The sequence below is a fragment of the Brucella thiophenivorans genome (genome assembly GCF_002252445.1).
Lineage (GTDB): Bacteria > Pseudomonadota > Alphaproteobacteria > Rhizobiales > Rhizobiaceae > Brucella > Brucella thiophenivorans.
Genome location: NZ_NNRJ01000012.1, coordinates 154,414 through 168,592, shown reverse-complemented (window position 1 = coordinate 168,592; position 14,179 = coordinate 154,414). Strand labels below are relative to the sequence as shown.

Below are 14,179 nucleotides of genomic sequence, written 5' to 3'. Positions count from 1 at the left end.
TCGGGATGGGGCGAGACAGATGACGGATCATGTAATGGCACAAGACGGCTATTCTTCACGCCGCGGCGTGTGGGGCTGGATATTTTTTGACTGGGCGGCGCAGCCGTTTTTCACAGTCGTTACGACCTTCATTTTCGGGCCGTATTTTATTTCCCGCATGGCAGAGAGCCCGGAAGCAGGTCAGGTCGCATGGGGCTATGGTTTTGCTGCCGCAGGGCTGGCAGTTGCAATCCTCTCGCCCATATTGGGTGCGGTTTCAGACCGAACCGGCCCGCGCAAGCCATGGATCGCTTTCTTTGCGATTATCAAGATTGTCTGTCTCTCGCTGCTGTGGTTTGCTGTGCCGGGAGCCAATATCTATTGGGTGCTGCTGGCCTTTGCTCTGGCCATGGTTGCTGCTGAATTTTCCATCGTCTTCAACGACTCCATGATGCCGCGTCTTATCCCGCGTGATGATATTGGAAGAGTGTCGAATATTGCCTGGGGGCTGGGCTATCTCGGGGGCATGACGGTGCTGATCTTCATCGTGTTCTGCCTTGCGGCATCGCCTGAAACCGGAAAGACTATCATCGGTATAGATCCACTCTTCGGGCTTGATCCGAAGCAGGGCGAAGACGGACGTATCGCCGGGCCGATTGCAGCGCTATGGTATTTCATCTTCATCATGCCGATGTTTTTCTTCACGCCAGATGTGGCCAAAGGCGAGCCGCTTGGTCGCGCCTTGCGTTCTGGATTGTCGGAACTCAAGACCACATTGCGCGAGGTTGGCAAACGTCCGGGACTTGTGCGTTTCTTGATTGCCCGCATGGTCTATCAGGATGGTGTCAATGCGATGCTGGCGCTTGGTGCCGGATATGCTGCGGTGCTGTTTGGCTGGTCGATCACGGAGATTGGCCTGTTTGGCATGATCCTCAATGTGATGGCGATTTTTAGCTGTCTGGTAGCAAGTAAGCTCGACACGCGCCTTGGTTCGAAAGCGGTGGTGCTCGGTTCGATCGTGCTGTTGTTGATAGCGTCTATCGGTATCGTTTCGACGGGACATGATTACACGCTTTTTGGCTTGTTTTCGTTCGCTCATACGGAAGTTGGAGGACTGTTTGCAACCTCTGCTGAGCACGCCTATCTCGTCTATGGTTTGATGATCGGTGCAGCGTTTGGGCCGGTGCAGGCGTCGTCACGGTCGTGGTTTGCGCGCAGCATCAAGCCGCAGGAGTCTGGCCGCTATTTCGGTATCTATGCGCTTGCAGGTCGGGCTACCAGTTTTATTGGACCGTTTCTGGTGGCGACAGTGACCGTGATTACAGGCTCGGCGGCTGTTGGAATGTCGGTGCTTGTGGTGCTGTTTGCGGCAGGCCTGTTGCTTGCAAAAGCTGCGCCTTATCCTGCTGAGAGTAACTAGAATTTAAGGCGCAGCGGTGAAGCTGCGCCGTATTTGGTTTTATATCATGCCCGCCGCTTTTGCGCAGGCAACGGCGATAAGGCCGCCTGTGATAGGGGCTGCAACGGGTATCCACGCATAGGCCCAATCTGATTTGCCTTTGCCTGGAATCGGCAGAAGAGCGTGTGCGATACGTGGACCAAGATCACGTGCCGGATTGATTGCATAACCGGTGGGGCCACCCAGCGATACGCCAACTGCCCATACGAGAAGGCCGACCATCAATGGCCCCAGAACGTCCGTCGCGCCCACAGTTTTAGCGCCGATAGCGATGACCACGAAGACCAGCACGAAAGTGCCGATAATTTCGGTCAGGCAGTTGGCCGGGATATTACGGATGGCAGGTCCAGTGCAAAAGACACCCAGCTTGAGGCTTTGGTCTTCAGTTGGTTTCCAGTGGGCCAGATAAGCGAGATAGACGAGAATCGCACCGGTGAAAGCGCCAGACATTTGCGCTGCTATGTAAGGCACGACGTCTGCCGCTGGAAAACTTCCAGCGGCATAAAAGGCAAGTGTCACAGCCGGATTAAGATGGCCTGCACTGCCAGCAGCCACCGCAACTATAACGCCACAGAGGACCGCAAAGCCCCAGCCCACTGTAATCACAATCCAGCCGGAATTCTGTCCTTTGGACTTAGCCAGGAGAACGTTCGCGACGACGCCATCGCCCAGCAGGACAAGTATCATCGTGCCGAGAAACTCGCCAATAAAACCGTTATGCATTATTTGCTCCGATAAATAATATAGGTGCTGAAATTCTTTCCGGCAGATAAGATTCACTGCCGGTGTGTTAAAAATAATAAATTGTTTCAAGCTTCAGCTTGTTTTGCCAAAGCGAAAGAAAACGGCCTATTCGACCCAGTTGAGTGAGCGCTGAACTGCCTTCTCCCATGCATTGAACAGGCTTGTGCGTTCCTTCGCTGTCATCTTTGGATGCCAGCGATGACCAACCTGCCAGTTCTCGATAATGTCGTTTGTCGACTTCCAGTAGCCAACAGCAAGACCAGCTGAATAGGCGGCGCCAAGAGCGGTGGTCTCGATAATTTTGGGGCGAACCACTGGTACATCGAGAATGTCGGACTGGAACTGCATCAGCAGCTCATTGATGGTCATGCCGCCATCAGAGCGCAATTCGGTGATTTCGACACCAGAATCCTTAACCATGGCTTCCAGCACTTCGCGTACCTGATAGGCGCTGGCTTCAAGGGCTGCGCGTGCAATATGTCCTCTATTTGCAAAGCGGGTGAGGCCAGCAATAATGCCGCGCGCGGAATCTTCCCAGTGTGGCGCGTAAAGGCCTGAGAAGGCGGGAACAAAATAAACATCACCATTGTCTTCAACCGTACGCGCGAGTGTTTCAATATCGCCACTGGTTTTGATGATGCCGAGATTATCGCGCAGCCATTGCACCAATGCGCCGGTGATGGCAATGGAACCTTCCAACGCATAGACTGGCTTGTTCTCGCCAAGCTGATAGGCAACCGTGGTGAGCAGTCCGTAGCTGGATGGCACCAGCTTCTCGCCGGTGTTCATCAGCATGAAGCAGCCGGTGCCATAGGTGTTCTTGGCTTCGCCCGGTTCGAGACATGCCTGACCGAACAGCGCTGCTTGTTGATCACCCAGAATGCCTGCAAGCTTAACGCCCTGGAGCGACGAGAGCGAAATATCGCCATAGACTTCGCTGGACGAACGAATTTCCGGTAGGCAAGCTTTCGGAATATCGAACAGGCGCAGAATCTCCTCGTCCCATTTGAGGGTTGCAAGGTTCATAAGTTGCGTGCGCGAAGCATTGGTTACATCGGTGATATGAATGCCACCGGCAACTCCACCGGTCAGGTTCCAGGCTAGCCATGTATCCATCGTGCCGAACAGCGCGTCGCCTGCCTCAGCCTTTTTGCGTGCACCGGGAACATTATCCAGTATCCAACGCAGTTTGAGGCCTGAGAAGTAAGTTGAGATCGGCAGCCCTGTTTTATCACGGAGACGATCTGCACCGCCATCTTTCATAAACTCATCGACCAATGCGTCGGTGCGTGTATCCATCCAAACGATGGCGTTGAAGAGGGGAACGCCGGTGTTTTTGTCCCAAAGAAGCGTTGTTTCACGCTGGTTGGTGATACCAACAGACGCAATATCAGAAGCCTTGAGTTTGGCTTTCTTCAAGGTGGCGGCGATAACATGCTGTGTGTTACGCCAGATCTCACCGGCGCTGTGTTCCACCCAACCAGCCTTTGGATAAATCTGTTCGTGTTCTCGCTGGTCCATGGCGATAATGTCGCCCTGCTTATCAAATATAATAAAGCGCGAACTCGTGGTCCCCTGATCAATGGAACCGATAAATTGAGTCATGTGCTTTTGCTCCTCCCATTCGGGTGCTTATTGCAGGCAGAGCGCAGAATCGTGCGAACCGCTTGCTGCTTAAATCAACTTAATACAGGATGACGTCTCAGGCATTCCCAATCGCTTTATGTCGCCCGGTATGTTTTCCCAATTTATTTAAAAATGCTCAATACGAAATAATATGAACTTAAAACGAAAATAATATGAATTAAAATTTGCGGAAATAACGCAAACTTGATGAGAATATGCAGCTGAAAATGAGCGTGTTCTCGTTTCCAAGTATCAACAATCGCCGTCAATCTATCCGAATATCTATCGCTTCACAGCCGAACGATTTGGTTATGAAAAAGGCACCGGAAGCACTTATCCCAAGTCGTATTTTTCGAGCGCTCGGTATGCTTTCTGGAGTGTATAAAGGACGTTGCAGTTGTTCAATTTAAACATCGGCCCAAAAATCAATTTGGATTTTTGGGCCGATGTTGGAGTTGTCGGTCAGCTTGTCAAAAGCAAACTTAGTGGCGGAAGTGGCGCATGCCGGTCATGACCATGGCGATGCCATGTTCGTCGGCCGCTGCAATCACTTCGTCGTCGCGCATTGAGCCGCCCGGCTGGATGACGGCGGTTGCGCCCGCCTGAACCGCAGACAGCAGACCATCCGCAAACGGGAAGAAGGCGTCGGAAGCAACTACACATCCCTTGGTCAGTGGCTCGGCAAGACCGGCAGCTTCTGCTGCATCTTCCGCTTTGCGCGCTGCGATACGGGCAGAATCAACGCGGCTCATCTGGCCAGCGCCGATGCCAACCGTTGCGCCGTCCTTGACGTAGACGATTGCGTTCGACTTCACATGCTTGCCAACGCGGAAGGCAAACTTCATATCGTTGAGCTCGGCTTCGCTTGGAGCGCGCTTGGTCACGACCTTGAGATCAAGATCATCGACATTGCCATTGTCGCGTGACTGAACCAGAACGCCACCGGCAACCGTCTTGGCGGCAATGCCTTTGGAGCGTGGATCAGGCAGACCACCTGTTACCAGCAGACGAAGGTTCTTCTTGGCGGCAACGATGGCCTGCGCGCCTTCGGTTGCGTCCGGTGCAATAATGACTTCGGTGAAGGTTTTGACGATTTCTTCAGCCGCGGCTTCATCAAGTGTCTTGTTGAGCGCAACAATGCCACCAAAAGCCGAAACAGGATCGCAGGCCAGCGCCTTGAGATAAGCTTCGGTGATGGTTGCAGCTTCTGCAACGCCACACGGATTGGCGTGCTTGATGATGGCAACGGCTGCGGTGCGGGCTGGGTCAAACTCGGCAACGAGTTCGAAAGCTGCATCGGTGTCGTTGATGTTGTTATAGGAAAGCTGCTTGCCCTGAAGCTGCGTTGCGGTTGCAACGCCCGGACGCTGTTCGCCAGTCAGATAAAAGCCAGCCGTCTGATGCGGGTTTTCACCATAGCGCATGACAGAGTGCAGCTTGCCAGCGACCGAGCGGAAGACAGGCGTTTCGTCATTGATGGCTTCGGCAAACCAGTTGGAAATGGCTGCATCATAAGCAGCCGTGCGCGAGAATGCTTTGGCAGCGAGCTTCTTGCGGAAAGAAATCGGTAGCGAGCCTTCGTTCTTTTCAAGCTCGGCAACGACGTCTGCATAGTCGGCGGGATCAACAACCGTTGCGACATAAGCATGGTTCTTTGCCGAAGCGCGGATCATTGCCGGGCCGCCAATGTCGATGTTTTCGACGGTGGTGTCGTAATCGCCGCCCTTGAAGCGAACTTCTTCAAACGGATAGAGATTGATGACGGCCAGATCAATGCCGCCAATACCATGCGCTTCCATAGCTGCAACATGTTCAGGATCGTTGCGCACTGCGAGAAGACCGCCATGAACCGATGGATGCAGGGTCTTCACGCGTCCGTCCATGATTTCTGGAAAGCCGGTAACTTCGGATACATCCTTTACGGGAATGCCTTCGGCGGCAATCGATTTGGCGGTACCACCGGTCGAAAGGATTTCAACGCCATGGGCATGAAGCGCCTTGGCAAAATCGATGAGGCCGGTCTTGTCGGAAACGGAAAGAAGGGCGCGGCGCACCCGATGAAGATCGGGAGCGGGAATATGCTTGGAGCTGACAGCCATAGGAAATGGTCTCTTCGTTGCTGAAGCGTTTTGCGTTCAGGAAGGGTGGGACGGTTTGCCAGCTAGCACAGGCGAGACACGAATCATACCTTAAAACGCCGAAAGACCGAGGCTTTGTGAATTAGGCGTAGCTGCCGATTGCTACACGGCTGAATTGCCAGTTCACCTCCGGCAATTCGGATGCCGGGAAAGACAGCACGATTTGCTTTGACGTGACAGGGCCACGGAAGCCGGCAAAGAAGATGCTGTCTTCAATCTGCGGGGCCACTTCGAAGCATGAGAAAGCCCATGTGTCATCATGCGGGGCGCTCAAATTAATGAGGCCATTTTCATCAAGCGAGATCTCGACGGATGGATGGATATGAAAACGCACAGCAATATTATCACGGCCATTGGCTTTTAAGGCCTTGGCATCGCCGCGATAAAAGCGGTCAGCACCCTGTATGACGCTGCCCTGATGTGACAGCACCACACGGCGTTCGTGAAAAATACCGAACAGGCGCACATAGCCATCATGATTTGCGACGAAGCCCTGTCGCCCCTGATCTTCAACGCGGTCGCGCTGTACGCGGGTTGGACCAGCAATAATCGGTGTACCAATCATGCTGGAAAGACCAGAATTCAAGCTGAAACGACAGGACGAAGTGTCGTTGATGGTGACGGTCGAGTGTGCTGCAGTCGAACGCCCCAATGGACGAAATTCCGGCGGGCCATAACGGTCGACACCGGAATTGACGATATAACGCTGGCGCCCCGAAGACATTTCAAAGGCAAGGCAACCTGCGTGGGCATCACGCGAAGCGGTTACGGGCGGGGGAAGGCCGGTATCGGCGATGATCGTGGTCGCACCCATCGACAGGCGTTCATAGCCGGAATAGGGCGCATGGGTCAGCGGCGAGCCTGCAGTTTCGTCATGGCGCAACACCGAAATGATGCGTTCGGACAATGTCGGTCCAACGCCATTGAAAAGTGCTAAACTGCCATCCTGATGCCGGAAAAAACGCAGTGCCGGCAACATACGCTCGACCGCTTCGATCAGCGCCTTTGGTGGCGATTCGGTGCCATTGGCATAGGTTTGACGCAGTGGCAGAAGATCAGCCAGTAATTCAAGGATCGTTACCGGATTGCGCGATATATGCCCGCCATCGGGCAGGATCTGGCGCTTTAGTTCATATTCCAGATTGCGCCGGGCAGCGCGTGCTGTTGGGGGTGAAACCGGCAATGCAAGGGCTGCGAAAGCGAGCGCAATGCGCGCACGAAGCCTTTCTTCACCATCATCCATGGCTGAAGCGACAGTGCGCAAGTAACGCACTTGCATGGCAAGTGAGCGCATGAATTTGCGATAAGCGGGGAGTTCAGCGCCGGACAGGATCAGATTGGAATGCTGCAACCACGCGATGATGCGTTGTGCTGTGACTTCCGGTGACCAGGCAAGGCCACCGATGCGCTTGCCATAGAGGCGCATCCAGTCATCGACAAGAGCACGCGCATTGGCGGTGGCAAGTTCGCTGTTGGCACCTTTGAGATGGCGCAGCCAACCAAAACCTTGGAGGGCCGCTTCCCATTCGGGTGTTGGTGGTTCGACAGCGAAAGGCGACATGCCGCCGGTCTCGACAAGGCGACCGGCCAGTGCGAAACGACCGTGATAGAATTCCTGCGCTAGCTGGGGATCTGCAACACGGAGATCTGGCGGAGCAATGAGAATGCGTTCGGGTGTGAAGCCAGTGAAACGCCAGCGAAAAAGCGGCCCCATGCGCAGACGGCGGCTGAACCTGCGCCAAGCCTGTGCAACAGCCAGTCCCCAAAGATGCGGGGTTTCGCTCAACGCGACTGCCACCCTTTCATTCTCCATATTCAAATTCATTCTTGTTGGACCTGATAAGGTAGGTCCGTCCTTTCATGGCATGATTCACTCGAACGCTCGTTTCCACGTATGGGAATCATGCACTCATACAATCGTCGATAATGGTGAATCGAGTGTTAACCATAACGGGCACAATACACCCGTTATGGTTATTTAACTGGCTTTATCAGGACTTACGCTTGAAACGGGCGGCGAAGAAACCATCCATGCCTGCCATATGCGGATTGCCATCGAAATTTTCAGCGGGCAGATCGGCAGGGGTCGACCGCAGGAAGCCTTCTTTGGTGATCAAACCTTCAAGGCCGGGGCAGTCTTCAAGCGTGATCGGGTAGGCTTCAATGGCCGGATTTTTGAGTGCATTGCGGGCCACATCCTCGCCTTCCTGCGGATGCAGCGAGCAATTCGAGAACAGCACCGTTCCGCCGGGTTTCACAAGCGTGATGGCCTGATCAAGCATTTTGGCCTGAAGGGTCGCAAGCTTCTTGATATCCTGCGGAGTCTTGGTCCATGGCACATCCGGATGACGGCGGACAGTTCCAGTGGATGAGCAGGGCGCATCAAGCAACACGGCATCAAACAATGTATCTGGCTTAAAGTCCATCATATTGCTTGGAACCGTGCGGGCTTTAAGGCCCAGACGTTCCAGATTACCCTCAAGCCGCTTTAGGCGGTTCTCGGACATATCAAGGGCTGTCACATCGGCACCCTGAATCACAAGCTGTGCAGTCTTTCCACCGGGAGCTGCACAAAGATCGGCCACACGCTTGCCTTTAATGTCGCCCATCAGGCGCGCTGGCAAGCTTGCGGCGGCATCCTGCACCCACCAGTCACCCTCGGCAAAACCGGGCAGGTCGGTGAGGTTGCCCTCGACTGTCCCAAGACGCACAGAACCGTTTGGCAAGGCTACGCCGCCGAGCTTCTCTGCCCATTCCTTCGGATCACCTTTCACGGTGAAATCGATTGGTGGCTCGTAACCATGCATAGTCAAAATAGCTTCGGTTTTTTTCGGGCCATAGGAATCGGTAAGGCTTCTTGAAAACCATTCCGGTACATTTTTTTCAGGCTGTAATGTGTGTTCGAGCGCACGCTCTTTGTTGCGTGACAGACGGCGCAGAAGAGCGTTTACCAGGCCTGCAAATTTACGATTGCGCGGATCGGAATTGGCGGCTTCAACAGCCAGATCAACTGCGGAATGATCGGGCAGGTTGAGGTAGAAAATTTGAGCGACCGCAATATGCAACAAATGCTTGAGCGCGTGGGCGTTTTCCGGCAATGGCCGGTCAAGGCGTTTGTTGATGGCACGATCAATACTGCCGCGATTGCGCAGCGCCGAACCCAAAATAGCACGAACCAGTGCGCGGTCGCGTGGTTCAAGTGCGAGATATTGCGGGTGTCCATGGCTGTTATCGGTCAAGCCGTCGAGCGATGTGTTCTTTTCGATCACCGCACCAAGCAGACGCGCCGCGCACAAACGTGCTGCCAGGCCGGGCCGCTGGTCGGCATGATCGGCGGCATAGTTGTGGGATTGCGGCTTGTGGTTTCCACGCTCTGGCGCAGGATTTCTATCGTTCACGCTGTTCTACTTTATCTGACGCGCATCGCATTTTTGGGACGCGCTTTTAGGACCAAGGGCCCCGGAAGCCAGAATTGGACCCGGAACCGCTTTTGTTGTTATCGTCTGCATTACCACTAGTTTGTCCCCAAGGGCCACTTTTTTGTGAAGGTGCAGCGTTGCGCTGCGCCATTGCACTCGGACGAATACCCATTTGAGCGGCCATTTGTTCCAGCGCCTGAATGCGATTGTCGGTATCAGGGTGGGTTGAGAACAGATTGTCTGCGCCGCGTCCGCTCAACGGATTGATGATAAACATATGCGCGGTTGCAGGGTTATGCTCAGCTTCTTCATTGACCACGGATTTAGCGCCACGCGCGATTTTGCCAAGTGCCGAGGACAGCCAGAGCGGGTTGCCACAGATTTCTGCACCCCTCCGGTCGGCTGCATATTCACGCGTTCGGCTGACAGCCATCTGCACAATCATCGCGGCAAAGGGTGCTACAATCATCGCAAGGATCGTGCCGATCACGCCCATGATGCCATTGCCATTTTCGCGGTTGCCGCCCATGAAGAAGGCAAAATTGCCGAGCATGGAGATAGCACCGGCAAGCGTTGCCGTGATCGTCATGGTCAGCGTATCGCGGTTTTGAACATGCGCCAGCTCATGCGCCATCACGCCTGCAACTTCTTCTGGCGTCAGGCGATTGAGAAGGCCGGTTGTGGCGGCAACTGCAGCATTTTCCGGGTTTCGGCCTGTTGCAAAGGCATTGGGCTGGTCTTCATGGATGATATAGACCTTTGGCATCGGAAGGCCTGCATTGGCGGCAAGTCCGCTGACCATCCGGTAATAGTCGGGCGCTGAGCGCTCATCGACTTGCTGCGCATTATACATGCGCAGCACCATCTTGTCGGAATTCCAGTAGCCAAACAGGTTCATGGCGACAGCAATAACAAGCGCGATCATCATACCGCCGCCGCCACCCAGCAAATAGCCGATGCTCATGAACATGACTGTCATGAGAGCAATCAGCATGGCAGTTTTGGTCATATTCATTCGTAAAAGTCTCCGCTCCAGCGAAAGTTGATCTCAAACAGGGTTTTGCTTACCCGCCAAGTTTAACTATATGATGGGTATGAACAGCTTGAGCTTCAATAATGGATTTGCCGCGCATGACCGATAAATTCAACGAAACCGACATCAACGATAATGTTGCACCGCGAAAATTTGACGATTTGCCGCCAGCAGCCCAGCGCGCGCTGAAGGAAGCCGAAGAACGCCGCGCCGTTGAAAAGGCTGCAAAGCCCCCACGTGAAATCGGTGGTCGTGGCGGCAAAGACCCGGCGCGTTTTGGCGACTGGGAAATCAAGGGTAGGACTATTGATTTTTAAGTTTGGGATATTTCCATTCCTGCGGCCTGCAAATCGTGTTCTTCTCCGCTTCCGGTGATCGAAGACTACGATTTTCGACATGCAGGAACGAAAATCTCACCAAACTTAGGCGCCTTTTTAGGCAGCGTACTTTAATAAAAAGCCCCGATTTCCCGGGGCTTTTTATTATTTCTTGTTCTGACGGTTTTCGATCAAATCGTCCACGACACCCGGATCGGCAAGAGTTGATGTGTCACCCAGTGCGCTGAACTCGTCCTCTGCGATCTTGCGGAGAATACGGCGCATGATCTTGCCGGAACGGGTTTTTGGCAGGCCGGGCGAGAACTGAATCTTGTCCGGGGTTGCAATCGGACCGATTTCCTTGCGGACATGGAGTGTGAGTTCCTTGCGCAGCTCGTCGGCATCCTGTGCATCTGCGCCGGTCATCAGCGTGACATAGCAGTAAATGCCCTGTCCCTTGATCGGGTGCGGATAGCCGACAACGGCTGCTTCTGAAACCGAGTGATGCGAAACAAGTGCCGATTCGATTTCGGCAGTACCGAGACGGTGGCCGGAAATGTTCAGCACGTCATCGACGCGACCGGTGATCCAGTAATAGCCGTCGGCATCGCGGCGGCAGCCGTCACCGGTGAAATACTTGCCCTTATAGGTGGAAAAGTAAGCTTCTATGAAACGCTTATGATCGCCATAAAGCGTACGCATCTGGCCGGGCCAGCTATCGATGATACAGAGATTGCCATCGACAGCCCCCTCCACAACGGCACCTTCATTATCCACAAGCTCGGGCTTGATGCCAAAGAATGGGCGCGTGGCGGAGCCGGGCTTAAGGTCAGTTGCGCCGGGGAGCGGTGTGATCAGAATGCCACCGGTTTCCGTCTGCCACCATGTATCAACGATTGGAGACTGCTGGTCGCCGACAACATTGTAATACCATTCCCATGCTTCCGGGTTGATCGGCTCACCGACCGAACCGAGCAGGCGCAGGGACGAACGCGATGAACGGGTGACGAACTCGTCGCCTGCGCCCATCAGTGCACGGATAGCCGTTGGTGCGGTGTAGAAAATATTGACGTGATGTTTGTCGATGACTTCCCAGAAACGTCCCTGATCAGGGAAGTTCGGAACACCTTCAAACATCAGTGTGGTCGCGCCATTCGCAAGCGGACCATAGACAATATAGGAGTGGCCGGTAACCCAGCCCACATCCGCCGTACACCAGTAAACATCGCCGTCGTGATAATCGAAGACATATTGATGGGTCATTGAGGCATAGACAAGATAGCCTCCCGTGGTGTGCAGCACACCCTTCGGCTTGCCGGTTGAACCGGATGTGTAAAGGATGAACAGCGGATCTTCCGCATTCATGGGTTCGGGTTCACAGGTTGGCTCGACGCCTGCGACTTCCTGATGATACCAAATATCGCGGCCCGGACCCCAGCTGACCTTACCGCCCGTGCGGCGCACGACCAAAACCTTGTTGACCATAACATATTGCTTGGCAGCAATGTCGATAGCGGTATCAGTATTTTCCTTGAGAGAGACGGGCTTGCCGCCGCGCACACCCTCATCCGCTGTGATGACGAAGGTTGATTCGCAATCAACAATACGACCGGCCAAAGCTTCCGGTGAGAAACCAGCAAAGACCACCGAATGCACAGCGCCGATGCGCGCGCAGGCGAGCATGGCATAGGTCGCTTCCGGGATCATAGGCAGATAGATGGTGACGCGGTCGCCTTTTTTGACGCCGTGCTTTTTGAGCACATTGGAGAGGCGGCAGACATTTTCATGCAGTTCGCGATAGGTGATCTTCTTGTCGATATAGGGATTGTCGCCTTCCCAGATGATCGCAACCTTGTCGCCACGGCTTTTCAGATGGCGGTCGATACAGTTGTAGGACACGTTGGTGACGCCGTCCTCATACCACTTGATCGATACGTCGCCGTTAAAATCCGTGTTTTTAACTTTTGTGAAGGGCTTGAACCAGTCAATACGTCGGCCATGCTTGGCCCAGAATCCATCCGGGTCAGTCACGCTCTCATTGTACCATTCGAGATATTTCTCGTTGTCGATGAGCGTATTTCTCTTTGCTCCCGGCAGAACAGGGTAAAGCTTTTCCGACATATTCTTCCTCCATATTTATCCGGCGATCCTCCCGCCGAAATCAATAGCTCGCATCCGCGCGAAACTATCGCCAGACTCATCTACATTCCGTCGCGCCCAAGGTAAATTAGACATTGGGATCGACTATGGTCCACAATGACGCAGCATAAAAATATGAAAAGTGTAGCAGCACTCATTGCATCATACTGCTAACATATTGTTTTTACTATTTAAAAATAATTTCAGGCGATTATAATTCCTGTGGGAGCCAATATGCGCTCCATATAAAAAGGGGAAATCGCCATGACGACATCCGCTTTTATTTCAAAGTCTGCCTTTGATTTGCAGCTAACCGGTTACGGTTTGACCACGGCAAAGATTTTCTATCATCTGCCCGATCACCCACATTTCCTCCAGCTTTATGTCTGGCAGGATTATGATCTGGCCCCGGATTTTCCGGTGCTCAATCATTTCATTGAGTTCTGGAAAGAGAAAATTGAAGGCCCACTGCATTCAGTCCTCTATGCCCATCACCGGTTGCTGGGGCCGTCAGACTGGAAGAATATTCAGGGGGAGATGCTTTTGCATTGAAAATGCGATTAGGCGGGTGGCGCATAGCTGCGTCCGCCGAAAATTGCTGAACCCACACGCACTGAAGTTGCGCCAAAGCCAACAGCGGTCTCGTAATCGCCGGACATTCCCATGGAGAGCTTTTCAACGCCTGCTTGGCGTGCAAGCTTTTCCAGCAAGGCGAAATGCGGCCCCGGATTTTCATCGGCTGGCGGAATGCACATTAAGCCTTCGATTGTGAGGCCATGTTCATTGCGGCAGCGCTCGACAAAGGCGACCGCCTCTTTTGGCGCTATGCCAGCCTTTTGCTCTTCAAGTCCGGTATTGACCTGAACATAAAGCTTTGGATTTTTGACCTGCTTTTTGATCTCGACCGCAAGCGCTGCTGCAATTTTTTCGCGGTCGACGGTTTCGATCACATCGAACAAAGCTACAGCATCGGCTGCCTTATTGGATTGCAGCGGCCCGATGAGATGGAGTTCAATCCCGGAATAGGCTTCACGAAGTTGTGGCCATTTGCCTTGCGCTTCCTGCACGCGGTTTTCGCCAAACACACGCTGACCGGCATCAAGGGCAGGGCGGATTTCGTCTGCTTCGAATGTTTTGGACACGGCAACGAGCGTGACAGAACCCTTGTCGCGGTTTGCCTCTTCTTCGGCATTGGCAATCACAGCCTTGACCTTGTTCAGGTTCGCACCAATATCTGACATGAAACTCTCGCTTTCAGGCTTTTCATCCGCAAAAGGTTGACGCTTTCGCCAATACGTGGTGAAGGTCGCCATTAAATATCGACT

11 protein-coding genes are annotated in these 14,179 nt (G+C 53.6%); 3 read left to right on the top strand and 8 right to left on the bottom strand.

What is annotated here, in order from left to right:
* Positions 1–19: 19 nt before the first annotated feature.
* Positions 20–1,399: an MFS transporter gene (locus tag CEV31_RS03825; RefSeq protein ID WP_094505551.1), complete on the top strand. Its 1,380-nt coding sequence runs from the start codon at positions 20–22 to the stop codon at positions 1,397–1,399.
* Between the two features lie 39 nt (positions 1,400–1,438).
* Here the strand turns inward: CEV31_RS03825 and CEV31_RS03820 are convergent, their stop codons facing one another.
* From CEV31_RS03820 to htpX, 6 genes are all read right to left on the bottom strand, one after another.
* Positions 1,439–2,161 (bottom strand): MIP/aquaporin family protein, encoded by a 723-nt coding sequence (locus CEV31_RS03820; RefSeq protein ID WP_094505550.1) that lies wholly within the window; start codon positions 2,159–2,161, stop codon positions 1,439–1,441.
* 126 nt (positions 2,162–2,287) lie between these two features.
* The gene (glpK, locus tag CEV31_RS03815; RefSeq protein ID WP_094505549.1) at positions 2,288–3,787 is read right to left on the bottom strand and encodes a glycerol kinase GlpK; all 1,500 of its coding nucleotides are present in this window, start codon (positions 3,785–3,787) and stop codon (positions 2,288–2,290) included.
* A gap of 503 nt (positions 3,788–4,290) precedes the next feature.
* Positions 4,291–5,907, bottom strand: a complete 1,617-nt coding sequence (purH, locus tag CEV31_RS03810) for a bifunctional phosphoribosylaminoimidazolecarboxamide formyltransferase/IMP cyclohydrolase (RefSeq protein WP_094505548.1) — start codon at positions 5,905–5,907, stop codon at positions 4,291–4,293.
* Positions 5,908–6,028: 121 nt separating this feature from the next.
* Entirely contained in the window at positions 6,029–7,744 is a 1,716-nt protein-coding gene (locus CEV31_RS03805; protein WP_094505622.1) for a heparinase II/III family protein, read from the bottom strand.
* A 193-nt stretch (positions 7,745–7,937) separates the two neighbouring features.
* Positions 7,938–9,344 carry an RsmB/NOP family class I SAM-dependent RNA methyltransferase gene (locus CEV31_RS03800; RefSeq protein ID WP_094505547.1) on the bottom strand — a complete coding sequence of 469 codons (1,407 nt, stop codon included), beginning with the start codon at positions 9,342–9,344 and terminating at the stop codon, positions 7,938–7,940.
* A 46-nt stretch (positions 9,345–9,390) separates the two neighbouring features.
* Positions 9,391–10,380: a zinc metalloprotease HtpX gene (gene htpX / locus CEV31_RS03795; protein ID WP_094505546.1), complete on the bottom strand. Its 990-nt coding sequence runs from the start codon at positions 10,378–10,380 to the stop codon at positions 9,391–9,393.
* Between the two features lie 101 nt (positions 10,381–10,481).
* Here htpX and CEV31_RS03790 point away from each other — a divergent pair, with 101 nt between their 5' ends.
* On the top strand, positions 10,482–10,715 hold the full coding sequence (locus CEV31_RS03790) for a DUF1674 domain-containing protein (protein ID WP_374847047.1): 234 nt from the start codon (positions 10,482–10,484) through the stop codon (positions 10,713–10,715).
* A 165-nt stretch (positions 10,716–10,880) separates the two neighbouring features.
* Here the strand turns inward: CEV31_RS03790 and acs are convergent, their stop codons facing one another.
* Positions 10,881–12,836: an acetate--CoA ligase gene (gene acs, locus CEV31_RS03785; protein ID WP_094505545.1), complete on the bottom strand. Its 1,956-nt coding sequence runs from the start codon at positions 12,834–12,836 to the stop codon at positions 10,881–10,883.
* A gap of 282 nt (positions 12,837–13,118) precedes the next feature.
* On the opposite strand from acs, the gene CEV31_RS03780 reads away from it, so the two are divergent.
* Positions 13,119–13,406 (top strand): usg protein, encoded by a 288-nt coding sequence (locus CEV31_RS03780; RefSeq protein WP_094505544.1) that lies wholly within the window; start codon positions 13,119–13,121, stop codon positions 13,404–13,406.
* Positions 13,407–13,414: 8 nt separating this feature from the next.
* Here the strand turns inward: CEV31_RS03780 and CEV31_RS03775 are convergent, their stop codons facing one another.
* The gene (locus CEV31_RS03775) at positions 13,415–14,095 is read right to left on the bottom strand and encodes a YggS family pyridoxal phosphate-dependent enzyme (RefSeq protein WP_094505620.1); all 681 of its coding nucleotides are present in this window, start codon (positions 14,093–14,095) and stop codon (positions 13,415–13,417) included.
* Positions 14,096–14,179 lie beyond the last annotated feature (84 nt).